The organism is Polaromonas sp. CG_9.11, assembly GCF_015752225.1.
Taxonomy (GTDB): Bacteria; Pseudomonadota; Gammaproteobacteria; order Burkholderiales; family Burkholderiaceae_C; genus Polaromonas.
On sequence record NZ_JADOVE010000016.1, the window covers coordinates 1 to 21820 of the forward strand.

Consider the following 21820-nt stretch of genomic DNA (forward strand, 5'->3'; position numbering starts at 1 on the left):
CCTGCAACTCGGCTCTTTCCTGCTCTGACAAGGTGACTTTGTAATGTTCCATTCCCCATTGTCCACGTCAAATTTCTCATGACGCGACACTAGGCTGTACCGCAAGGGCAAGACGGCCAGCGAGCTGCGCTTTATGGGCCACACGCTGAGCGACAACCGCCACGGCTTGATTGCCAGCGCCGTGGTGACCAGAGCAGACGGCTACGCCGAGCGCGAAGCGGCCAAAGTCATGATTCATGACGCCCGGCAAGCCTTGCCAGACGAGCAAACCGTTATCACGCTAGGTGCGGACAAGGGCTATGACGCGCAGGAGTTCATCGAGGCGTGCCTGGCGATGGGCGTTGTGCCGCATGTGGCGCAGAACACTTCAGGACGGCGCTCAGCCGTGCCCGATGCGATTGCCCAAAGTGCGGGCTATTGCGTCTCGCAGCAAAAGAGAAAGCTCATCGAGCAGGGCTTTGGCTGGGCCAAAACGGTGGACCGGATTCGCCAGGTGATGGTGCGCGGCTTGGCGCGCGTGGACCAAGTGTTTGTGCTGACGATGGCCGCGTACAACTTGACGCGCATGCGCACGTTAGGAAAAATCCGTTTGCAGGGTCAATAAATGGCTAAAAAAATCGGTGGGAGCGATTTAACCCAGCGATAAACGGTTAAAAGAACGCTGAAATTTCAATGTGTGAAAAATAATCGCAAAAATGCAATGCTTCACCTCAACTGCTGTGCCTACGCAGTCAGATTTCAGCAGCCTGCTAGGCCTTTGTGCCACGCCCTGCAGACCTTGATGGGGCTTTTAGCGCTGGGACGGGTGCGCCGGCATGTGTGATTGGTGCGAGAGACGGGAATCGAACCCGTACGCCCATAGGACGAGAGATTTTAAGTCTCTTGCGGCTACCGATTACGCCACTCTCGCTTGTTCGACTCACGCAGTCGAATTTTCCATAATGCCAAGAAGCCTGTTTTCCCAAAAAGGGTTGTCCCGTGTCTTTAACCGAAAAATCCCCACTTGTAGAAAAATTGTCCCAAATGTTTTCGTAAGTCGTTGATTTTTCTATACATTTGAGGAACATTCAGGGAAAGACATAGGATTTCAAGTCCCGTGCGGCTACCGATTACGCCACTCTCGCTGGTAAAAATCAGGAATTGCATCCCTGCGCTGCTTGTCATTGTCAAACAGAAAGCCCCATTAAAGGGCTTATGACCCTGGCTTTATGGAGGCGCGGCCCGGAGTCGAACCGGGCTAGCCGGATTTGCAATCCGGTACATAACCGCTTTGTTACCGCGCCTTATATTTTGATAATTTCCAACCAAAAAGGGCAGCATTTTTAAGTGCTGCCCTTTGAATTGGAGCGGGAAAAGAGGCTCGAACTCTCGACCTCAACCTTGGCAAGGTTGCGCTCTACCAACTGAGCTACTCCCGCGAATCTAGCTTTTGATTATAGCTAAGTTTTTCACTATTTCTGTTTTCATGTGAAAAACTGATGGCAATCAGTTTGTGGAGGCGCGGCCCGGAGTCGAACCGGGCTAGCCGGATTTGCAATCCGGTACATAACCGCTTTGTTACCGCGCCTTATATTTTGATAATTTCCAACCAAAAAGGGCAGCATTTTTAAGTGCTGCCCTTTGAATTGGAGCGGGAAAAGAGGCTCGAACTCTCGACCTCAACCTTGGCAAGGTTGCGCTCTACCAACTGAGCTACTCCCGCGAGTCTAGCCTTTAATTATAGCTTGATTTTTAAACATTTTCTGGATCAGGGAGAAGTTTGCTCAATGCTGGACCGTTCCAACAGATTGGGATGGGGATGCAGCACTGGCGGCGGCTATCAATGCAACTTCTTCATCGGTTAAGGGAACCGGCTGCCGCTCCAAGGCAACCTGCAGCACCTGGTCAATCCATTTCACTGGAATGATTTCTAAGCCTGCTTTAACATTTTCTGGAATTTCCTGAAGATCCTTGGCATTTTCTTGCGGGATCAACACAGTCTTTATGCCCCCGCGCAAGGCAGCAAGCAGTTTTTCTTTCAGGCCGCCAATGGCAGTCACTTCACCCCTCAATGTTATTTCACCAGTCATGGCGACATCACCACGGACAGGAATTCCTGTCAATGCAGAGACAAACGCCGTGGTCATGGCAGCCCCGGCACTCGGGCCATCCTTAGGTGTCGCACCATCAGGTACATGAATATGTATGTCACGTTTTTCAAACATCTCGTCCTTGATACCCAAACCCCGGGAACGGCTTCGGACCACGGTACGCGCTGCTTCGACCGACTCTTTCATAACATCGCCCAGTGACCCTGTGCGAGTGATGACGCCCTTGCCCGGCATGACTGCCGCTTCGATCGTAAGAAGATCACCGCCCACTTCAGTCCAAGCCAGACCAACAACTTGGCCCACTTGATTGTTTTTTTCCGCACGACCATAGTCGTATTTCCGGACACCAAGGAATTCATTCAGATTGTCTGGCGTGACGAGTACTTTGGGAGTCATCTTCTTGAGTTGTATGCCCTTGACGACCTTGCGGCAAATCTTGGACAACTCCCGCTCCAGTGAGCGAACACCGGCTTCACGCGTGTAGTAACGCACAATATCGCGCACCGCCTGTTCCTGCACCTCCAGTTCGTCGTCCTTTACGCCATTGTTCTTGACCTGCTTGGGCAATAAGTAGCGCATAGCAATGCTGGTTTTTTCGTCTTCGGTATAGCCCGACAAGCGGATGACTTCCATGCGGTCCAACAGGGCCGGCGGTATATTCATCGAATTTGACGTTGCAACAAACATCACGTCACTCAGGTCAAAATCGACCTCAACGTAGTGATCGCCAAAGGTATGGTTCTGTTCTGGGTCCAGCACTTCGAGCAGCGCACTTGAGGGATCCCCGCGGAAATCGGTGCCAAGCTTGTCAATCTCGTCAAGCAGGAACAGCGGATTTCGGGTGCCGGCCTTGCTCAGGTTCTGCAACACCTTTCCGGGCAGAGCCCCAATATAAGTACGGCGGTGTCCACGAATTTCTGCCTCGTCGCGCATGCCACCCAGAGCCATTCGAACATACTTGCGACCAGTAGCTTTGGCAATCGACTGGCCGAGCGAGGTCTTGCCGACACCCGGGGGGCCTACGAGGCACAGAATCGGAGCCTTCAGTTTGTCAACCCGCTGCTGCACTGCAAGGTACTCGACAATGCGGTCCTTGACCTTTTCAAGGCCATAGTGGTCCTCGTTGAGCACGGCTTCGGCATTGAGCAGATCATGCTTGATCTTGGTTTTCTTGCTCCAAGGTAAGCCGAGCAGCACATCAATGTAGCTGCGGACCACCGTGGCTTCAGCCGACATTGGCGACATCAGTTTAAGTTTCTTGAGTTCGCTTTCTGCCTTTTTACGGGCTTCCTGCGGCATTTTTGCGCTCTTGATTTTTTTTTCGATCTCCTCAAGATCAGCGCCTTCTTCTCCCTCCCCCAGTTCTTTCTGGATAGCTTTGACCTGCTCGTTCAGGTAAAAGTCGCGCTGATTCTTTTCCATCTGCCGCTTGACGCGCCCACGGATTTTTTTATCCACATTGAGAATGTCAACCTCGCGCTCAAGTTGCTCGTACAGGTTCTCAAGACGCGCTTTAACATTGTCCAGATCCAAAATAACCTGCTTGGCATCCAGCTTGAGCGGCAAATGCGCAGCAATCGTGTCCGCCAGCCGTCCTGCGTCGTCGATGCTGGAAATCGATGTCAGGATCTCGGGGGGTATTTTTTTGTTCAATTTGACGTAATGGTCAAACTGCTGGGTAACGGCGCGGCGCAAGGCCTCGATCTCGCTGCCCTTGTTGCCAGCGACAACAGCCACGGGCTCGACCGGCGACACGTTGGCGGTGAAATGCAGCTCGCCTTCCTCAATCTTGTTCACCCTGGCACGCTGCTGGCCTTCAACCAGAACCTTGACCGTTCCATCTGGCAACTTCAGGAGTTGCAGGATGGAAGCTATACAGCCCACCGCGAACATATCATCAACGGACGGCTCGTCCTTGGCTGCGGTTTTCTGGGCCACCAGCATGATTCGACGCTCAGAGTCCATGGCCAGTTCCAATGCCTTGATGCTCTTGGGTCGGCCAACGAACAACGGAATCACCATGTGCGGAAAGACGACAACATCCCGCAACGGCAGCAGAGGCAGTTCGACAGGAGTTGCAGGAAGAAAAGTTTGTGCAGACATATAAAACCCTAAACCTTCATAAAAAGGCAAAGCGCGACGCTCCCTTTCAGGATCGAGCGAAATTGTAGTAACGGGAGGCGAGGGTTGCCACTGCAGGCGCCTGTCTCGTCCGGCCCGGGATTCAGGCTTTCTTGGCGGCTTCGCGGTAGACCAGCAACGGCGGCTTGTTTTCCTCGATCGTTGCTTCGTCAACAACCACCTTATCAACATTGCTGGTGGTCGGCAAATCAAACATGGTGTCAATCAGGGATTGCTCAAGAATTGAACGCAAACCTCGTGCGCCGGTTTTTCGGGCAAGTGCCTTGCGGGCGATGGCCTTCAGGGCCGATGGCCTGATTTCCAGATCCACGCCTTCCATGGCGAGCAATTTGCTGAACTGCTTGACCACCGCATTTTTCGGTTCCGTCAGAATGCGCACCAGCGCATCTTCGCTGAGTTCCGCCAGGGTGGCAATGACCGGCATCCGTCCGACCAGTTCTGGAATCAGGCCAAACTTGATCAGGTCTTCGGGTTCGACATCCTTGAACGCTTCAGTCAAACTCCGAGCCTTTTTGCTTTTGACAGCTGCGCCAAACCCAATTCCCGATGCTTCTGTACGGCCCTCTATGACTTTTTCAAGTCCGGAGAAGGCGCCGCCGCAAATAAAAAGGATATTGGTGGTGTCAACCTGTAAAAAATCCTGATTCGGATGCTTGCGCCCGCCCTGCGGCGGCACGGAAGCCATCGTGCCTTCCATCAGCTTGAGCAGCGCCTGCTGCACGCCTTCGCCCGATACATCGCGGGTGATGGAGGGGTTGTCGGATTTACGAGAAATTTTGTCAATTTCGTCAATGTAAACAATTCCCTGCTGCGCGCGGTCAACCTCGTAGTTGCAGCTTTGCAGGAGCTTCTGGATGATGTTTTCCACGTCTTCGCCGACATAGCCGGCTTCAGTGAGCGTGGTGGCATCAGCCATGACAAAAGGCACGTTAAGGGTCCGGGCCAGCGTCTGTGCCAGCAAAGTCTTGCCGGAACCCGTGGGCCCGATCAGCAAGATGTTACTTTTAGTCAGTTCGACATCATCCTTTTTGGCCGATTCCTTGTGACGCAGCCGCTTGTAATGGTTATAGACGGCCACAGCCAATGTTCGCTTGGCCGGTTCTTGGCCGATAACGTAACCGTCGAGCGTCGCCTTGATTTCTGCTGGTGTCGGCAGGTCACTTCGCGTCTCGGTCACTTCACTGCCCGCAGGCAATTCATCGCGAATGATCTCGTTACACAGATCAATACACTCATCACAGACAAAAACGGATGGACCGGCAATCAGTTTCTTGACTTCATGCTGGCTTTTGCCGCAAAAAGAGCAATACAACGTCTTTTCGCTGGAGGAGCCTTTTTTATCGGCCATTGTGGGGGGCACCTTTAACGTGACATTGTGAAACTATGCGCTTCGCCAATGATAACCAATAAAAAACGGCGCTTCTGTAACAGAAAAACGCCGTTGTTGCAAAGCAGTATTAAGCTCTACAGGACAGATCAGGGTCGCTTGGAGATCACCTGATCCACAACGCCATAGGCCTTGGCTTCGTCGGCAAACATGAAATAGTCACGTTCTGTATCACGCTCGATTTTTTCAACCGTCTGGCCAGTGTTGTTGGCCAGGATGCGGTTCAACTGGTCGCGTGTCTTCAAGATGTCACGGGCATGAATTTCGATGTCCGACGCCTGTCCCTGCGCACCACCGGACGGCTGGTGGATCATGACGCGCGAATTGGGCAGAGAAAAACGCTTGCCCTTGGCGCCAGCTGACAGCAGGAATGCCCCCATGCTGGCGGCCATGCCGACGCAAAGCGTCGACACGTCGGGCTTGATGAACTGCATGGTGTCGTAAATGGCCATGCCGGCCGTGACCGAACCGCCAGGCGAGTTGATGTAAAAAGAAATGTCCTTGTCTGGATTTTCGCTTTCCAGGAACAGCAGCTGTGCGACCACCAGGTTGGCCGTCTGGTCATTGACCGGACCGACCAGGAAGATCACGCGCTCTTTCAGCAGGCGCGAATAAATGTCGTAAGAACGCTCGCCACGGCCGGATTGTTCAATGACCATGGGAACCATGCCCAGGCCCTGAATTTCCTGACTGGCGGATTGAGGGCTGCTGTAGCCCCCTAAAGTGATGTTTCTGACCATTGATTTTTCTCCAGAGATGTATGTACTGTACCGAAAATGAGTTGGGGCCTGTACCGCAAAGCACAAGCCCCAGCGTCAGGAGAAGTCAGCCGCTCAGTTCTGGCCCATCAACTCGTCAAACGAGATGGCTTTTTCATTGACCTTGGCTTTGCCGAGGACAAAGTCAGTAACATTGTTTTCAATCACCACGGCCTCTACTTCGGCCATGCGGCTGTTGTCGCTCAGGTACCAGCGAACGACTTCCTGCGGTTTTTCGTAGCTGGCAGCAAGTTCTTCGATATGCGCCTTGAGTTGCTCGGGCTTGGCCTGCAGTTCATTGGCGCGCACCAGTTCGGCCACCACCAGACCCAGACGGACACGCTTTTCAGCCTGCGGACGGAAAATGTCGTCGGGGATCGGCGCCTTGTCAGCGTCCTTGATGCCGCGCTTTTTCAGGTCGGCACGTGCGCCTTCCACCAGGCGCTCGAGTTCGGCCTGTACGCTGGCATTGGGCAGGTCCAGTTCGGCATTGGCCACCAGCGCATCCATCACTGCATTCTTGTTGCGGGCCAACAGGCGGAATTTGACTTCGCGTTCGAGATTCTTCTTGATGTCTGAACGCAGGCCTTCGACCGTCGCGTCGGCAATTCCGAGCGACTTGGCCAGCGCCTCGTTGACTTCGGGCAGGTTCGCTGCTTCGATTTTCTTGAGGGTCACCAGGAAATCGGCCTGCTTGCCGGCCACGTCCTTGCCGTGGTAATCGGCAGGAAAATTCAGGGGAAAGGTTTTGCTGTCGCCAGTCTTCATGCCGCGCACTGCATCTTCAAATTCCTTCAGCATCTGGCCGTCGCCGACGATAAACTGGAAGTCTTCCGCCTTGCCGCCGGCGAAGGTCTCGCCGTCCATCTTGCCTTCGAAATCGATGGTGACGCGGTCGCCGTCCTGCGCGGGCAAATCGGCTGCGCGCTGGGCAAAGGTGCGGCGCTGCTTGCGCAGGATGTCGAGCGTCTTGTCGATGGCAGCGTCACTGACTTCTGCGCTGACCTTTTCGACTTCGGCGTTAGCCAGGTCGGAAATCTTGACGTCGGGATAGACCTCGAAAATCGCGTCAAAAGCCAGTTCGCCTTCAGGCGCGTCCTCTTTTTCGCTGATGCGGGGCTGTCCGGCCACGCGCAGCTTGGCCTCGTTGGCAGCAACCGCAAAGGCCTCGCCGACCTTGTCATTCATGACTTCGTAATGCACCGAATAGGCATAGCGCTGGCTGACCACGCTCATTGGCACTTTGCCGGGACGGAAACCGTCCATCTTGACGGTACGGGCCAGCTTTTTCAGGCGGGTGTTGACCTCCGACTGGATGGTATTGAGGGGCAGCGTGAGCGTCATTTTGCGCTCGAGCTTTTCAAGATTTTCAACAGTCACGGCCATGATGGTTTCCTAAAAATCAAAGATGTTCAAAACCGGGCTTTCGCCTGGTCTGCTGCAGTCAAGCAGCTTCTGAGGGCCAGCGGCACAACTGCCACGGCAAAGCCTCAGGGATGGTGCGCGGGGCGGGACTCGAACCCGCACAGTATTGCTACCGTCAGGACCTAAACCTGGTGCGTCTACCAATTTCGCCACCCGCGCTCCTGAAAAAACAGCGGGAATCCGGATTACGCTCCAGATTCCCGCCTGAAATCGGTCAACTTTCTATTTTAGCCTGTATCCGGAGGTCGCTTTTTCTGACAAACAATCCGGCGGTCGTATTCAAGCCGAAGGCGGTGTGCCGCCCTCTTCCCGCCGGACGCGAAACCAGGCCGCGTACATCGCCGGCAAGGCCAGCAGCGTCAGCACCGTCGCAACGATCAGCCCCCCCATGATGGCTACCGCCATCGGCCCCCAGAACACGCTGCGCGAGAGCGGAATCATCGCCAGCACGGCCGCTGCCGCCGTCAACACGATGGGTCGCAGGCGGCGCACGGCCGATTCGACAATCGCGTCCCAGGCGGGTATGCCACTGGCCCGGTCTTGCTCGATCTGGTCAATCAGGATGACGGAGTTGCGCTGGATCATGCCCATGAGCGCAATCACGCCCAGCAAGGCCACGAAGCCAAACGGACGGCCCAGCAGAATCAGCGCCCCGGCGACCCCCGCAATGCCCAGCGGGCCGGTGAGGAACACCAGCATGGCCCGGCTGAAGCTGTGCAGTTGCAGCATCAACAACGTGAAGGTCAGAAACAGCATGATGGGGATCCCGGCCGCGATGGATGCCGAGCCCTTGCTGCTTTCTTCGACCGCGCCGGCCACTGCGATGCGGTAGCCCGTCATGCCGCTGCTGTGCCATTTTTCTTCCAGCGCCTTTAGCTTGGGTTGCAATTGCGTGGTGACAGTGGCGCCCTGAAGTCCTTCTGCTATGTCGCCCTGGACGGTGATGGCGTAGTCGCGGTTTTCGCGCCACATCACGCCCGGCTCCCAGGCAAACACCGGCTTGGCAACCTGCGTGAGCAAAATGGACTGGCCAGACGCCGTCGGCAAATAGGCATTGCCGATATCGGTGATGGCATTGCGTTCATCGACCGGCTGTCGCAGCACGATGTCGACAGACAAGTCGCCTTCGCGGAACTGGCCTACCGTCGAGCCGCTGAGCAGCGTACGCGCGCCCTGCGCGATCGATTGGCTGGTCACGCCGAGTGCGCGCGCCTTCGCTTGATCGACTTCCAGGCGCATCACCTTGACCGATTCATTCCAGTTGTCATTGACGCCGCGCATGCTGGCGTTGTCGCGCATCACGGCCTTGACCTCGTCGGCGCGCTCGCGCAGCACCAGCGGGTCGCTGCCGACGACGCGAAACTGCACCGGATACGGCACTGGCGGCCCATTGGGCAACAGTTTGACGCGGCCACGCACTTCAGGGAACTCGGTCGCCAGCAGCGCCGGCAGCTTGATGCGCAGCGATTCGCGAACCTTCAGGTCTTTGGCCAGCACAATCATTTGCGAGACATTGGTCTGCGGAAAAACCTGATCCAGCGGCAAATAGAAACGCGGCACGCCCGAACCCAGCCAGGTGCTGACGGTGGCAACGCCCTCTTCCTGCATCAGGCGCCGCTCGACGCGCTTGGCGGTCATTTCATTGGCAGCAAACGAGGTGCCTTCAGGAAACCAGATGTCAACAATGATTTCAGGCCGGCTGGAATCCGGAAAAAATTGCTGTGGCACCCGGCCCATGCCGACAATGCCGAGTGCAAAGATCAGCACCGTGCCGCCAATCGTCAGCCAGCGGTGTTCCACGCACCAGTTCACGGTGCGGCGAAAGGTGTTGTAGAACGGGCTGTTGAACATCTCGTGCGGGCTGTCCTCGCCCGCCTGAACCTGCATCACATGCGGCGGCACCTTGAGCAGCACGGTACCCAGGTAAGGCACGAAGTACACCGACACGATCCAGCTCAGCACCAGCGCGATCACCGTGACCGCAAAAATTGCGTAGGTGTATTCGCCCGTGACGGACTTGGCCAACCCAATCGGCAAGAACCCGGCGGCGGTGATCAACGTGCCGGTCAGCATGGGCATGGCGGTGATTTCGTAGGCGAAGGTGGCGGCGCGCACCTTGTCGTAGCCCTCCTCCATCTTGCGCACCATCATCTCGACGGCAATGATCGCGTCATCGACCAGCAGCCCCAGCGCAATGATGAGCGAGCCCAGCGAAATCTTGTGCAGGCCGATGCCCAGGTACCACATCGCCAGGAAGGTCAGGCTCAGCACCAGCGGAATCGTGATGCCCACGACCAGCCCCGGCCGGATGTCAATGTAGTAGCGCTTCCACAGCGGCAGTTGCCCCGGCCCCGCGTGCGGCCGCTTGTGCAGGCCCAGGCTGATGAAACTCACCGCCAGGACGATCAGCACGGCCTCGATCAGCACGCCGACAAACTCGTTCACGGAACTGGCCACGGCCTTCGGCTGGTCCTGCATGTGGACCAGCCTGACGCCGGCCGGCAGGCTGCGTTCCAGGCTGGCGGAGAGTTTTTCCAGCGACTTGCCCAGCCGGATGATGTCGCCGCCCTTGGTCATGGCCACGCCCAGCGCAATCACTTCCCGGCCCTGGTGGTGCACCTTGACGGTCGGCGGATCAACATAACCTCGCCGGATCTCGGCAATGTCGCCGAGCTGGAACTGCCGGCCCGAGCTGCCGCGAATCGGCATGGCGCGCAGTTGCGCCAGCGTCTCAAACTGGCCGGCGACGCGCACCTGCACCACATCGAGCGGCGTCTGCACGCTGCCCGCCGGTTCGACCGCGTTTTGCTGGCCGAGTTGCGCCAGCACTTGGTTCAGGTCCAGCCCCAGCGTGGCCAGGCGCTTTTGCGACACCTCGATGAAGACCTTTTCTTCCTGCACGCCGAATAACTCGACCTTGCTGACGTCGGGAACGCGCAGCAGTTGCTGGCGCACGTCGTCGGCAAAGGTCTTGAGTTCGGCATAGTTGAAGCCGTCAGACTCCAGCGCGTAGATCACGCCATAGACATCGCCGAAATCGTCGTTGAAAAACGGGCCCTGCACGCCGGCGGGCAGCGTGCCGCGCATGTCACCGATCTTCTTGCGCACCGAGTACCAGACATTGGGCACCTCGCTGGCTTTGGACGAATCCTTGATCTGGAAAATGATCTGCGACTCGCCCGGTTTGGAATAGCTGCGGATGCGGTCGGCATAGGGCACCTCCTGCAGCGTGCGCTCGAGCTTGTCAGTGACCTGCTCGGCCACCTGCTGCGCGGTGGCGCCCGGCCAGTAGGTGCGCACCACCATGGCGCGGAAGGTGAACGGCGGGTCTTCATCCTGCCCGAGCTGGAAATAGGCCGAAAAGCCCAGCACCATCAGCACCAGCAGCAAGTAGCGCGTCAGCGCCGGATGCTCCAGCGCCCAGCGCGACAGGTTGAATTTTTCTGAAGGCACATCGCCTGGGCCGCTGGACGGATTGTGGATGGGTTGCGTCATGCCGGCCTCACTTCGTACCGGAAGCGGAAGCAGCCGGCGCGGCCAGTGCCGGCTTCGCTATTGAATCAGGAGCTGACTGCACCCGTCCAGCTTGCGCAGAAGGCATTTTTGATTCATAAATACTGACTTTCTGGCCGGGCGACAGCACATGCACGCCGGCGCTGACCACCAGCATCCCCGGCGTCAGGCCAGAGCCCACCACCACCTCGTTGCTGTCGGCGGTGGCCACCTGGATCACCTGCGACCTGACTGTCATGCTGGCCTTGTCCAGCACCCACACGGCGGTGCCCTGCCCTTCTTGGCGCAAGGCACTGGTGGGCAGCTTGATGACCGGCGCGCCGGTGGCGGCGTCGTTGCCCAGAATGGCATAAACCGTCGCGCCCAGCGGCGGCGCCTTGCCCTCGATCGACACCTTGACCGGGTACGTGCGCGTCACCGGGTCGCTGCTGGCAGCCACCTCGCGCACCTTGCCGGTCAGTTCGGAGTCCTGCGCCCAGACGCGGATGCGCACCGGCGCGCCTGGCTTGATGCTGGTCACCTTGTCCTCGGGCACTGAAAACACCACGTCGCGCACGCCGTCGGCAGCAATCCGCAACACGGTCGCGCCGGCGGCCACGACCTGGCCCGCCTCGGCCTCCACCGCCGTCACGACGCCGGACACATCGGCCGTCAGCACCGCATAGCCGGTCTGGTTGCCCTGCACCGCCGACTGCGACTGGGCCTGCTCCAGCTGCGCCTGCGCAGCCTTCAGGGCCGCTTCACGGCGTTCAAGTTCGGCGCCACTGATGAAATTTTGGTCCTTCAGGACCTGGTAGCGCTTGAAATCGGCGGCGGCCAGGTTGCGGTTGGTGGCGGCGGCGGCCACCTGCGCGCGGCCAGCCTCGGCGGCCAGCCGGTAATCCTGCGGATCGAGCTGCGCCAGCACCTGCCCGGCCCTGACCTGCTGGCCGAGTTCAGCCTGCCGCTTGACGAGCTTGCCGCCAATCCGGAACCCCAGCCGGGATTCGACCTGCGCCCGGACTTCGCCGGCATATTCATGGCGTGGGGAATAAGCGCTGGCGCCGACGGTGATGACCTTCACGGCGCGAACCGGTTCCTCGGGCGGGGCGGGCCTTGAGCAGGCGACCAGCAGCAGGGCGGCGCCTGCCAGGGAGACAACGGTTTTGTTCATGATGGGCTGATGGGAAAAGGGACCGGGCGAATCCGGGCGGTCAGGTGCGAGGCAGCATGACCAAAGGTTACTGACTGATCGGTTAGTAATCTATGAGAAATGCAAAATCTTGTCAAGCGACAATCCAGCGCATGAATCCAGGCCCCTCCCCGCACCCTGCCAGCCTGCAAGGCGTCAGCCATTACGAGAATTTTCCGGTGGCCACAGTGCTGTGTCCGCCGCATTTACGCCCGGCCATTGCCGCCATCTACTGGTTTGCCCGCACCGCCGACGACATCGCCGATGAAGGTGATGCTGCGCCGCAAACCAGACTGGACGACCTGGCCGCCTACCGCGCCGACCTGATGGCGACCGCCGCCGGCCGGCCGCCTTCACCCCGCTGGACCAAAGTGTTCAGGCAACTCGGCCCGATGATCCGGCAGTTCGACCTGCCGGTGAATCTTCTGGCCGACCTGCTGAGTGCGTTCGAGCAGGACGTGATCAAGCAGCGCTATGCGAGCCAGGCCGAACTGTTTGATTACTGCCGCCGTTCGGCCAATCCGGTCGGCCGGCTGCTGCTGCACCTCTACGGCGTGAACGATGCCGAATCGCTGGCGCAAAGCGACTGCATCTGCAGCGCGCTGCAGCTGATCAACTTCTGGCAGGATTTGGGCGTGGACATCCCGCGCGGACGAATTTATCTGCCTGCCGACAGCTGGGCCGAGCATGGCGTTGATGAAGCGCAGCTCCTCAGGCTGGAGCGCAACCCGAGTACTATAAATTTAATAGCTGCTCACACCCACCTGGCGGGCGCCATGATGCGAAAAGGCTCGAAACTGGTGAAAAAGGTGCCCGGGCGCGGCGGCTGGGAGTTGCGCCTGGTGGTCCAAGGCGGCCTGCGGATTCTGGACAAGATCGAGGCACAGGGCTTTGACACGCTGCGGCAGCGGCCCAAGCTCGGAACTTGGGATGTGATGGTGATGGGCTGGCGCGCAATCTGGATGTAAGGATATAGCCCCGACGCTTTTAACCTTGTATCCCGCACTGCAGCAAATCGGCCGTTTCAGCCTGCGACAATCTCGCGCATGACGCCCGAGAACTATGTCCAGCAAAAGGCCGCCGCTTCCGGCAGCAGTTTTTACTATGCCTTTCTTTTCCTGCCCCAGGAAAAGCGCGCCGCCATCACCGCTTTTTATGCCTTTTGCCGCGAAATCGACGATGTGGTCGATGAAGTGACCGACCCTGGCGTTGCGCATACCAAGCTGGGCTGGTGGCAGGGCGAGGTGGCCAAGTCATTTGCCGGCAACCCGACCCATCCGGTGATGAAAGCCTTGATGCCGATGACCGCCACCTACGGCATTGAAGCGCGGCACCTGCAGGCGGTCATCGACGGCTGCATGATGGACCTGTCGCAAAACCGCTACCTGGATTTTCCGGCGCTGCAGCGCTACTGCCACCTGGTCGCCAGCATCGTCGGCGAAGTGGCGGCGCGCATCTTTGGCCAGACCGATGGCGCCACCACCGCTTACGCGCACAAGCTGGGCCTGGCGTTCCAGCTCACCAACATCATCCGCGACGTCGGCGAAGACGCGATGCGCGGGCGCATCTACCTGCCGGTCAATGAGCTGCAGCAGTTTGACGTGAAGGCGCACGAAATTTTGAAGCGCGAGTATTCGGACCGTTTCACCGCGCTGATGAAGTCCCAGACCGAACGCGCGCTTGGCCTGTACGACGAAGCGCTGGCGCTGCTGCCCGAAGCCGACCGCCGCGCCCAAAAGCCCGGCTTGATGATGGCCAGCATCTACCGCACGCTGCTGCGCGAAATCGCCGCCGACAACTTTCAGGTGCTGCACCAGCGCGTCAGCCTGACGCCGCTGCGCAAGTTCTGGCTAGCCTGGAAAACCCAGGCGTTTGGCAAAGTGCAATGACCCCCACGCTTGTCGCTTCGCGTACTGCGCTGCCCCCCAGGGGGGCCGCTGCGCCTGCGGTCCGGCGAAGCCGGTTCCGCGGCCCCTGCTGGTATGGCCATCGCCCCCACGCTTGTCGCTTCGCGTGCTGCGCTGCCCCCCAGGGGGACCGCTGCGCCTGCGGCCCGGCAAAGCCGGTTCCGGGGCTCTGGCTGGCTTGGGGATGGCCAGGCGGACAAATGTCTGTTGCTGGAAAAGCATGAAGGTCGCCATCGTCGGCGCTGGCTGGGCCGGTTGCGCCGCCGCGGTCGAGGCCACGCGGCGCGGTCATCAGGTCACGATTTTCGAGGCTTCGCGCACCGCTGGCGGTCGCGCCCGGCGCGTCATGGCGACGCTGGACGGTCTGCCGGTCGCCCTGGACAACGGCCAGCACATCCTGATTGGCGCCTATGCCGCGACGCTGCGGCTGATGAAGGATGTCGGTGTCGATGCGGCCGCGTCCTTCCTGCGCCTGCCGCTGACGATGCGCTTCCCCGACGGCAGCGGCCTGAAGCTGCCCGACTGGCCGGCGCCGCTGGATGCCGTTGCCGGGATCGCGACCGCCAGCGGCTGGTCGTGGGCCGACAAGCTGTCGCTGCTCAGGGTGGCGCTGGGCTGGCGGCTGGGCGGCTTCACCTGCCCGCCGGGGCAATCGGTCAGCGAGCTGTGCCGCCGCCTGGCGCCCAGGCCGATGGCGTCGCTGATCGATCCGCTGTGTGTCTCGGCGCTGAACACGCCGCCCGAACGCGCCTGTGGGCAGGTGTTCTTGCGCGTGATGCACGATGCGCTGTTTGCGCAAAGCGGCGGCTCGAACCTGCTGCTGCCGCGCGCCGACCTGAGCGCCCTGCTGCCCGATGCGGCGCTGGCCTGGCTGACGGCACACGGCGGCGAGCAGCGGCTGGGTGTGCGGGTTCAGTCCCTGTCGCCAGCCGGCCCAAGCTGGGCGGTGGACAGCGAAACCTTTGACCGCGTCCTGCTGGCCTGCCCGCCGGCTGAAGCGGCGCGCCTGGTGCAGGGCAGCGGTGTCGCCGCCGAGGCGTGGATGGCGCAGGCGCGCGGCCTGGCGCATGAAGCGCTGACCACCGTCTATGTGTCTGGCGCCAGCGCGCGCCTGCCGCAGCCGATGCTGGCCTTGCATGCCAGCGCGGGTGAACCCGCCCAGTTTGTCTTTGACCGGGGGCAGCTCGGCGGCCCGGCCGGCCTGCTGGCTTTTGTCGTCAGCGCCAGCACCGGCGACAGCGCCACGCTGACACGGCAGGTGCTAACGCAGGCCGCGCGGCAACTGGGACTGGCGGACCTGCAGCCGGTGCAGACGATTGTCGAAAAACGCGCCACCTTCGCCTGCACGCCAGGCTTGCAGCGACCGGCGCAGCAGGTCGCCAACGGTCTGCTGGCCTGCGGCGACTACCTGGCCGGTCCGTATCCGGCGACGCTGGAAGGCGCGGTGCGCTCCGGGCTTGAGGCGGCCCGCAGCTTGCGCTGAATAACTGGCCGCACAGCCAACCGCTCATCAATTGATAGCGAAAGGTGCTTACTGAATAAGCGCATCAGGCACTTTTCGCCATGAAACGGACCTGCTGGAAGGCCGGGCGCGCCAGGCAGCCCTGCAGCCAGCCTTGCACCTGCGGGCATTGCGCCATCAGCTCGCTGGCGCCTTCGAGCCAGGCAATGACCGACGCCACGCAGATATCGGCCACGGTGAAGCGGTCGCCGGCAAGCCACGGGCGGTCCTGCAAGTGCTGGTCCAGGATGCGCAGGGGGCTGGCCAGGTGCCGGAGCGATTCCTCGGCCAGTTGCGGCTTGCGGCGCTCAGGCGGCATGAGCATGGCGTGCATCAGGAAAATCAGCGCGTCCTTTTCGCACTCGGTCACGACCCAGAAAGTCCAGCGCAGGATCTCGGCGCGCTCGGCATGGGTACGCGCCGCCAGCGACAGGCCGTTGCTGCCCAGAAAACGCTCGGCCAGGTACACCGTGCAGGCCATTGATTCCCAGACCAGCACGCCGTCGTCGTCCACCACCGGGATGCGCCCGTTCGGATTGACCTTCAGGAACTCGGGCGTGCGCGTGGCGCCGCCCACGTAGGGCAAGGCGATGTGCTCGTAGGCCAGGCCCAGTTCCTGCGCGACCCACAGGGGACGCGCAGCGCGGGAGGCCGCCGTGCCATAGATTCTCAAGGTCATGTCGGCTTTCAGTGGGGCTCACGAGGAAAACAGGTCGCACAGTTCGGTCAGCGTTGTCACGGTTTCGTGCGGCTGGGCGGGATGCGTCCAGAGATGGTCGGTGCGGTTCACCCAGACCGTCTGCATGCCGCAGTCGAGCGCCGCCAGCACATCGAGCGCGGCGTCGTCGCCGATATGCAACACCTCGTGCGCCTGCACCCCGACGGCGCTTGCCGCCGCATGAAAAATGCGCGGATCGGGCTTGCCGACGCCGAACTGCTGGGCGCTGAGGCTGGCCGTGAAATAACTTCCAATGCCGATGCGGTGGACATCGGCATTGCCGTTGGACAGCGCCACCAGCGGAAACCGGTGCGACAGGAATTGCAGCGCCTGCAGCACATCGTCAAACAGCGTGACCTGGTGGCGCGCGGCAAAAAACACCTCGAACGCCGCTTCGGCCAGGCCCGGGTCGTTGCCGCTGCGGCTCAGCGCCAGCCGGATGGCCCGGGTGCGCAAGACGCTCAGGTTGTGTCTGAGTTCGGGGTACAGCCCGTTGACATGCTCGCGAATCTCGTGGCGCACCGCTGGCTGGGCCAGCAGCGCCGCCGTCTGCGGGGCATGCAGGGCAAGCCAGTCATGCAGTGCCTGCTCGGCTTTTTCGATGGTCGGCCAGACAGGCCAGAGCGTGTCGTCCAGGTCTAGGGTGATGGCTTTGATGGGGGTCAGGTCAAGCATGGCTTAGGCGAGAATACCGCATGTCATTTGCACCCGAGCCTTCCTATACCCACGGCGCACCGCCCAAAGCGCTTGCCACCACCGCCATCTTGCTGTGCAACCTGGGCACGCCCGATGCGCCCACCGCGCCGGCGCTGCGCCGTTATCTGGGCGAATTCCTCAGCGACGCGCGCGTGGTCGAGATTCCCAAAGCCCTCTGGTGGCTGATCCTGCACGGCATTATCCTGCGCACCCGGCCGAAAAAATCGGCCGCCAAGTACGCCAGCGTCTGGCTGCCCGAAGGCTCGCCGCTGAAGGTCTGGACTGAAAAACAGGCGGTCATGCTGCGCGGCTACCTGGGCCAGCGCGGCCACCCGGTCGAGGTGCGTTATGCGATGCGCTACGGCAACCCGTCGATTGCCTCGCAGCTCGACCAGCTGAAAGCTGACGGCGTGACGCGCATCCTGATCCTGCCGGCTTATCCGCAGTACAGCGGCACCACCACGGCCAGCGTATTCGACGCGGTCTACACCTGGGCCGCCAGGGTGCGGCGGATTCCAGAGTTCCGTTTCATCAACAACTACCACGACGATCCGGGCTACATCGACGCGCTGGCCGACCGGGTCCGCCAGCACTGGAAGCAAAACGGCCAGGCCGACAAGCTGGTCATGAGCTTTCATGGCGTTCCCGAGCGCACCTTGGCACTGGGCGACACCTACCACTGCGAATGCCACAAGACCGCGCGCCTGCTGGCCGAAAACCTGGGCCTGTCCAAGGACCGCTACCAGCTCACCTTCCAGTCGCGCTTTGGCAAGGCCAAATGGCTGGAGCCCTACACCGAGCCGACGCTGATCAAGCTGGCCCAGTCGGGCCTGAAAAGCGTTGACCTGGTCTGCCCGGGCTTCACCGGCGACTGCCTGGAAACGCTGGAAGAAATCTCCATGGAGGCGCGCCATGCCTTTTTGGAAGCGGGCGGCCAGGCGTTCCACTACATCGACTGCCTGAATGACAACCCGCGGTGGCTGGCGGCCCTGAGCGACATTGCCATCCGGCACATGGGCGGCTGGGACACGGCGAACCAGCCTGACCCGAAAGCCCTGTCCGACTCGCGGGATCGGGCGCTGGCCCTCGGGGCCAGGCAATAGCCGACGGAAAGGCTGTTTCAGCAGCGTCAAGCGGCCGCGCAAGACTGGCTCTCCCGAAGAAGGCGCAGGAGGCCTGGTTGGCCACCATCTGCGGGCCGGACTTCCTGGCCTAGCTGGCGCTGCCCTAGCCTCATCAGCCCCGGGGTCTGGCCGCTGGCGGCAGCCTTTGAACCGCAACGGCAAATGCCTTGCGCCCGGACACTGGGCGCCAGGCATCATGCAGCGTCAGGTGCGCTGGCGGCGCGCCATCCAGCGCTTGATCAGGCGTGGCAGCACCAACACGGCCACCACCACCACCAGCAGAATCAGCGACACGGGACGCTGCAAAAACACCATCGCACTGCCCTCGCCGATTGACATTGCATTGCGCAGTTGCGCCTCGGCCAGCGGGCCCAGGATCATGCCGACGACGACGGGCGCGGTCGGAAAATCAAAACGCCGCATGACCACGCCCAGCACGCCAATGCCATACAGCAGGAACAGATCGAACGCACTCTGGCGCATGCCGTACACGCCGACCGTGGCAAAAATCAGGATGCCGGCATAGAGGTAAGGCTTCGGGATTTTCAGCAGCTTGACCCACAGGCCGACCATGGGCAGGTTGAGCACCAGCAGCATCACGTTGCCGATGTAGAGCGAAGCAATCAACGCCCAGACCAGCGACGACGAAGTGGTGAACAGCTGCGGTCCGGGCTGGATGCCATAGTTCTGGAACGCGCCCAGCAAAATCGCCGTGGTGTTCGAGGTCGGGATGCCCAGCGTCAGCAGTGGAATCATCGCCATGGTGACGGTGGCATTGTTGGCGGCTTCCGGGCCGGCCACACCTTCGATCGCGCCCTGGGTGCCAAACTCGGCCTTGTCTTCCCCCTTGGCCAGCTTTTTCTCGACCGCATAGCTGAGAAAAGTCGGAATTTCCGTGCCGCCGGCCGGAATGCAGCCGAACGGCGCACCGATTGCCGTGGCGCGCAGCCACGCCGGCCAGGAACGGCGCCAGTCGCGCCTGGTCATGTGGACCCGGCTCAGCTTGTTCTGGGTATCGACAATGCGGCCTTCATAGAGCACGGCGTACAGGGCCTCGGCCACGGCAAACAGGCCGACCGCCACCAGCACGATTTCGATGCCGTCAAGCAGTTCAGGCACACCGCCGGTGTAGCGCGCCTGCGCTGAAATCTGGTCCAGCCCGACGAGGCCGGCCGCCAGGCCGATGAACAGCGCCGTCATGCCGCGCACCGTGCTTTTGCCAAGAACGGCGCTCACGGTGGTGAAGGCCAGCAGCATCAGCATGAAGTATTCGGGCGGGCCGAGCTTGACCGCCAGGTCAGCCACGATGGGCGCAAACAGCGTGACCAGCACCGTGGCAATCGTGCCCGCGACAAACGAGCCGATGGCGGCAGTCGCCAGCGCCGCACCAGCGCGGCCGCTCTTGGCCATCTTGTTGCCTTCCATCGCCGTGACCATACTGGCGGTTTCCCCTGGTGTGTTCAGCAAAATGGAGGTGGTCGAGCCGCCGTACATGGCGCCGTAGTAGATGCCGGCAAAAAAGATCATTGAGGCCGTGGCCTCGACCTTGACGGTGATCGGCAGCAGCATCGCCACGGCCACGGCGGGGCCAATGCCCGGGAGCACGCCGATGGCCGTGCCCAGGGCGCAGCCGACAAAACACCACAGCAGGTTGATAGGGGTGGCCGCCGTGGCAAATCCCTGCAGCAGCTGGTTGAAAATATCCATTTAGAGCCATCCCGTCGAGGTCAGGCCTGGCAGGTTGATGGCCAGGAATTGGGTGAACATCCAGAACACCGGGGCGGCAATCGCCATGCCGATCAGCGCGTCCTTGAGCAGGAACGCAGGCCCGCGGTCATTGCGGCCCTCGGCGCCTTTGAGGCCCTGGACTGCCAGCACAAAGCACAGGGTGCAGCTGAAGATAAACCCGATGGTGGTGATCAGCGCCGCATTGGCCAGCAGCCCGGCCGACATCCAGGCAAAGCCCAGCCAGTAAGGCTGGGGGCCGTCAGCCGATTCGTCCATCGCCCGAAAGCCGCCCGAGCGCGACTCCCAAATGATGAAGCCGCTGCACACCAGCAACGACAGGGCCACCAGCCAGGGCAGAAAGTTGGGGCCGACGCCGCCGTAGCCGGCAGCGGACGGGATGGTGAGTGCGCCTGCGGCCAGGCCCAGGCCGATCAGCAGCACGCCGAGGCCAACCAGGGTCTGGAAGGGAAATGATTTTTTGGGAGGGGTCATCACTTGTTACCTACTTGAACATCTTCGTGGGCACGATGAGACGGCGTGAATGGGTCTGTTGCACAGGCAAACTGCTCCCGCACCCGTGCTGCACGGTGCCGGGTGTGAGATGGAAAAACAGGGGCGCAGCCCTGCAAGGCCGCATTTCCCGTTGACCGGAAAAATCGCCGGGCGAAGCGGCAAGCGGCCAGCAGTTTCAGATCATGCCGGACTTGACCATGGTGGCGCGAAGGGAGGCGAAATCGTCATCAACGAACTTGTCGAACGCCGGACCGGTGAGCACCGCAGGCGTCCAGTTGTTTTTCTGGGAAGCTTCGATCCAGCTCTTGGACTTGACGGCCTTCAGGACCATGTCCGTCAGTGCCTGGCGCTGGGCGGGCGTGATGCCGGGCGCGCCATACACGCCGCGCCAGTTGCCGATCACCACGTTGATGCCCTGCTCCTTGAGTGTCGGAATGTTCACGCCCGGCAGGCGCGCGTCGGACGTGACCGCCAGCGCCCGCATCTTGCCGGTGTTGATGTATTCGGAAAATTCGCTGTACCCGCTGCCGCCGATGGTGACGTTGCCGCCCAGGATGGCCGCCGTGGCCTCGCCGCCGCCCCGGAAGGCGACGTAGTTGATCTTGGCCGGATCGGCGCCGACCTCGCGGGCAATCATGGCGGCGGCAATGTGCTCGGTGGCGCCGCGCGAGCCGCCGCCCCACTTCACGCTGCCCGGGTCTTTCTTGAGCTGTTCGACCACTTCCTTGATTGACTTGAAGGGCGAGTCGGCCGGTACCACGAACACGTTGTATTCGCTGGTCAGGCGTGCAACCGGCGTGGCCTGGCTCAGGCTGACCGGCGGCTTGCCGGTGATCTGGCCGCCCAGCATGACCGCGCCCATGACCATCAATGCGTTCGGATCGCCCTTGCTGCCGTTGACGAACTGGGCCAGGCCCAGCGCGCCGGCCGCACCGCCCTTGTTGTCGTAGATTACGGTGGAAGCTGCGCCCGAATCAACCAGCGCCTTGCCCAGCGCCCGACCGGTGGTGTCCCAGCCGCCGCCGGGATTGGCCGGCACCATCATCTTGACATTGGCAGCGGCAAAAGCCGACAGCGGAAAAGCACCCGCAGCCGCCAGGGCCGCCATGGATTTCAAAAAGTTGTCGCGACGCATGAATGTCTCCTT

General features: G+C 60.9%; 15 protein-coding genes, 6 tRNA genes and 1 pseudogene. 5 read left to right on the top strand and 17 right to left on the bottom strand.

Annotation, left to right across the window (positions count from 1 at the left end; translation table 11 throughout):
• Positions 1-85: 85 nt before the first annotated feature.
• Positions 86-604: pseudogene (locus tag IWX85_RS13595) on the top strand (transposase); the annotation flags it as partial.
• 220 nt (positions 605-824) lie between these two features.
• Here the strand turns inward: IWX85_RS13595 and IWX85_RS13600 are convergent.
• The 12 genes from IWX85_RS13600 to IWX85_RS13655 form a co-directional block, all read right to left on the bottom strand.
• A tRNA-Leu gene (locus IWX85_RS13600) sits at positions 825-910 on the bottom strand.
• A gap of 299 nt (positions 911-1209) precedes the next feature.
• Positions 1210-1283 (bottom strand) — tRNA-Cys (locus IWX85_RS13605).
• A gap of 59 nt (positions 1284-1342) precedes the next feature.
• Positions 1343-1418, bottom strand: a tRNA-Gly gene (locus IWX85_RS13610).
• 75 nt (positions 1419-1493) lie between these two features.
• Positions 1494-1567, bottom strand: a tRNA-Cys gene (locus IWX85_RS13615).
• Positions 1568-1626: 59 nt separating this feature from the next.
• Positions 1627-1702, bottom strand: a tRNA-Gly gene (locus IWX85_RS13620).
• A 61-nt stretch (positions 1703-1763) separates the two neighbouring features.
• Positions 1764-4193, bottom strand: coding sequence for an endopeptidase La (gene lon / locus IWX85_RS13625; RefSeq protein ID WP_196870157.1), 2430 nt, complete (start codon positions 4191-4193; stop codon positions 1764-1766).
• A 121-nt stretch (positions 4194-4314) separates the two neighbouring features.
• Positions 4315-5580 (bottom strand): ATP-dependent Clp protease ATP-binding subunit ClpX, encoded by a 1266-nt coding sequence (gene clpX / locus IWX85_RS13630; RefSeq protein ID WP_029524025.1) that lies wholly within the window; start codon positions 5578-5580, stop codon positions 4315-4317.
• Between the two features lie 128 nt (positions 5581-5708).
• Positions 5709-6359: an ATP-dependent Clp endopeptidase proteolytic subunit ClpP gene (clpP, locus tag IWX85_RS13635; RefSeq protein WP_051984310.1), complete on the bottom strand. Its 651-nt coding sequence runs from the start codon at positions 6357-6359 to the stop codon at positions 5709-5711.
• Between the two features lie 93 nt (positions 6360-6452).
• Positions 6453-7763 carry a trigger factor gene (tig, locus tag IWX85_RS13640; RefSeq protein WP_036809982.1) on the bottom strand — a complete coding sequence of 437 codons (1311 nt, stop codon included), beginning with the start codon at positions 7761-7763 and terminating at the stop codon, positions 6453-6455.
• A gap of 111 nt (positions 7764-7874) precedes the next feature.
• A tRNA-Leu gene (locus tag IWX85_RS13645) sits at positions 7875-7961 on the bottom strand.
• 120 nt (positions 7962-8081) lie between these two features.
• Positions 8082-11297 carry an efflux RND transporter permease subunit gene (locus tag IWX85_RS13650; protein WP_196870101.1) on the bottom strand — a complete coding sequence of 1072 codons (3216 nt, stop codon included), beginning with the start codon at positions 11295-11297 and terminating at the stop codon, positions 8082-8084.
• 7 nt (positions 11298-11304) lie between these two features.
• On the bottom strand, positions 11305-12468 hold the full coding sequence (locus IWX85_RS13655; protein WP_036809979.1) for an efflux RND transporter periplasmic adaptor subunit: 1164 nt from the start codon (positions 12466-12468) through the stop codon (positions 11305-11307).
• A gap of 131 nt (positions 12469-12599) precedes the next feature.
• Between IWX85_RS13655 and hpnC the strand changes: the two genes are divergently transcribed.
• From hpnC to hpnE, 3 genes are all read left to right on the top strand, one after another.
• Positions 12600-13454, top strand: a complete 855-nt coding sequence (gene hpnC, locus IWX85_RS13660; protein ID WP_231379770.1) for a squalene synthase HpnC — start codon at positions 12600-12602, stop codon at positions 13452-13454.
• Positions 13455-13532: 78 nt separating this feature from the next.
• Positions 13533-14375: a presqualene diphosphate synthase HpnD gene (gene hpnD / locus IWX85_RS13665; RefSeq protein WP_036809975.1), complete on the top strand. Its 843-nt coding sequence runs from the start codon at positions 13533-13535 to the stop codon at positions 14373-14375.
• A gap of 238 nt (positions 14376-14613) precedes the next feature.
• Positions 14614-15876 (top strand): hydroxysqualene dehydroxylase HpnE, encoded by a 1263-nt coding sequence (hpnE, locus tag IWX85_RS13670; protein WP_196870103.1) that lies wholly within the window; start codon positions 14614-14616, stop codon positions 15874-15876.
• A gap of 64 nt (positions 15877-15940) precedes the next feature.
• Here the strand turns inward: hpnE and IWX85_RS13675 are convergent, their stop codons facing one another.
• Positions 15941-16573 carry a glutathione S-transferase family protein gene (locus IWX85_RS13675; protein ID WP_036809969.1) on the bottom strand — a complete coding sequence of 211 codons (633 nt, stop codon included), beginning with the start codon at positions 16571-16573 and terminating at the stop codon, positions 15941-15943.
• A gap of 18 nt (positions 16574-16591) precedes the next feature.
• Positions 16592-17287: an HAD family hydrolase gene (locus tag IWX85_RS13680; protein ID WP_036809966.1), complete on the bottom strand. Its 696-nt coding sequence runs from the start codon at positions 17285-17287 to the stop codon at positions 16592-16594.
• A gap of 20 nt (positions 17288-17307) precedes the next feature.
• Here IWX85_RS13680 and hemH point away from each other — a divergent pair, with 20 nt between their 5' ends.
• On the top strand, positions 17308-18411 hold the full coding sequence (hemH, locus tag IWX85_RS13685; protein ID WP_036809963.1) for a ferrochelatase: 1104 nt from the start codon (positions 17308-17310) through the stop codon (positions 18409-18411).
• A gap of 225 nt (positions 18412-18636) precedes the next feature.
• On the opposite strand, the gene IWX85_RS13690 is transcribed toward hemH, so the two are convergent.
• The 3 genes from IWX85_RS13690 to IWX85_RS13700 all read right to left on the bottom strand — a co-directional run bounded on the left by IWX85_RS13690 (position 18637) and on the right by IWX85_RS13700 (position 21808).
• Positions 18637-20139, bottom strand: a complete 1503-nt coding sequence (locus tag IWX85_RS13690; RefSeq protein ID WP_196870104.1) for a tripartite tricarboxylate transporter permease — start codon at positions 20137-20139, stop codon at positions 18637-18639.
• A complete protein-coding gene (locus IWX85_RS13695; protein ID WP_036809957.1) occupies positions 20140-20652 on the bottom strand; it encodes a tripartite tricarboxylate transporter TctB family protein in 513 nt (170 codons plus the stop codon). It lies immediately after the preceding gene.
• A gap of 196 nt (positions 20653-20848) precedes the next feature.
• Positions 20849-21808, bottom strand: a complete 960-nt coding sequence (locus IWX85_RS13700) for a tripartite tricarboxylate transporter substrate binding protein (protein WP_196870105.1) — start codon at positions 21806-21808, stop codon at positions 20849-20851.
• Positions 21809-21820 lie beyond the last annotated feature (12 nt).

Excerpts from the sequence above, each read along its gene's own strand:
- IWX85_RS13695 (WP_036809957.1), bottom strand. The coding sequence starts at position 20,652 with ATGACCCCTCCCAAAAAATCATTTCCCTTCCAGACCCTGGTTGGCCTC.
- IWX85_RS13700 (WP_196870105.1), bottom strand. The coding sequence starts at position 21,808 with ATGCGTCGCGACAACTTTTTGAAATCCATGGCGGCCCTGGCGGCTGCG.
- clpP (WP_051984310.1), bottom strand. The coding sequence starts at position 6,359 with ATGGTCAGAAACATCACTTTAGGGGGCTACAGCAGCCCTCAATCCGCC.
- tig (WP_036809982.1), bottom strand. The coding sequence starts at position 7,763 with ATGGCCGTGACTGTTGAAAATCTTGAAAAGCTCGAGCGCAAAATGACG.
- hemH (WP_036809963.1), top strand. The coding sequence starts at position 17,308 with ATGTCATTTGCACCCGAGCCTTCCTATACCCACGGCGCACCGCCCAAA.
- hpnE (WP_196870103.1), top strand. The coding sequence starts at position 14,614 with ATGAAGGTCGCCATCGTCGGCGCTGGCTGGGCCGGTTGCGCCGCCGCG.
- clpX (WP_029524025.1), bottom strand. The coding sequence starts at position 5,580 with ATGGCCGATAAAAAAGGCTCCTCCAGCGAAAAGACGTTGTATTGCTCT.
- lon (WP_196870157.1), bottom strand. The coding sequence starts at position 4,193 with ATGTCTGCACAAACTTTTCTTCCTGCAACTCCTGTCGAACTGCCTCTG.
- IWX85_RS13680 (WP_036809966.1), bottom strand. The coding sequence starts at position 17,287 with ATGCTTGACCTGACCCCCATCAAAGCCATCACCCTAGACCTGGACGAC.
- hpnC (WP_231379770.1), top strand. The coding sequence starts at position 12,600 with ATGAATCCAGGCCCCTCCCCGCACCCTGCCAGCCTGCAAGGCGTCAGC.
- IWX85_RS13675 (WP_036809969.1), bottom strand. The coding sequence starts at position 16,573 with ATGACCTTGAGAATCTATGGCACGGCGGCCTCCCGCGCTGCGCGTCCC.
- hpnD (WP_036809975.1), top strand. The coding sequence starts at position 13,533 with ATGACGCCCGAGAACTATGTCCAGCAAAAGGCCGCCGCTTCCGGCAGC.
- IWX85_RS13690 (WP_196870104.1), bottom strand. The coding sequence starts at position 20,139 with ATGGATATTTTCAACCAGCTGCTGCAGGGATTTGCCACGGCGGCCACC.
- IWX85_RS13650 (WP_196870101.1), bottom strand. The coding sequence starts at position 11,297 with ATGACGCAACCCATCCACAATCCGTCCAGCGGCCCAGGCGATGTGCCT.
- IWX85_RS13655 (WP_036809979.1), bottom strand. The coding sequence starts at position 12,468 with ATGAACAAAACCGTTGTCTCCCTGGCAGGCGCCGCCCTGCTGCTGGTC.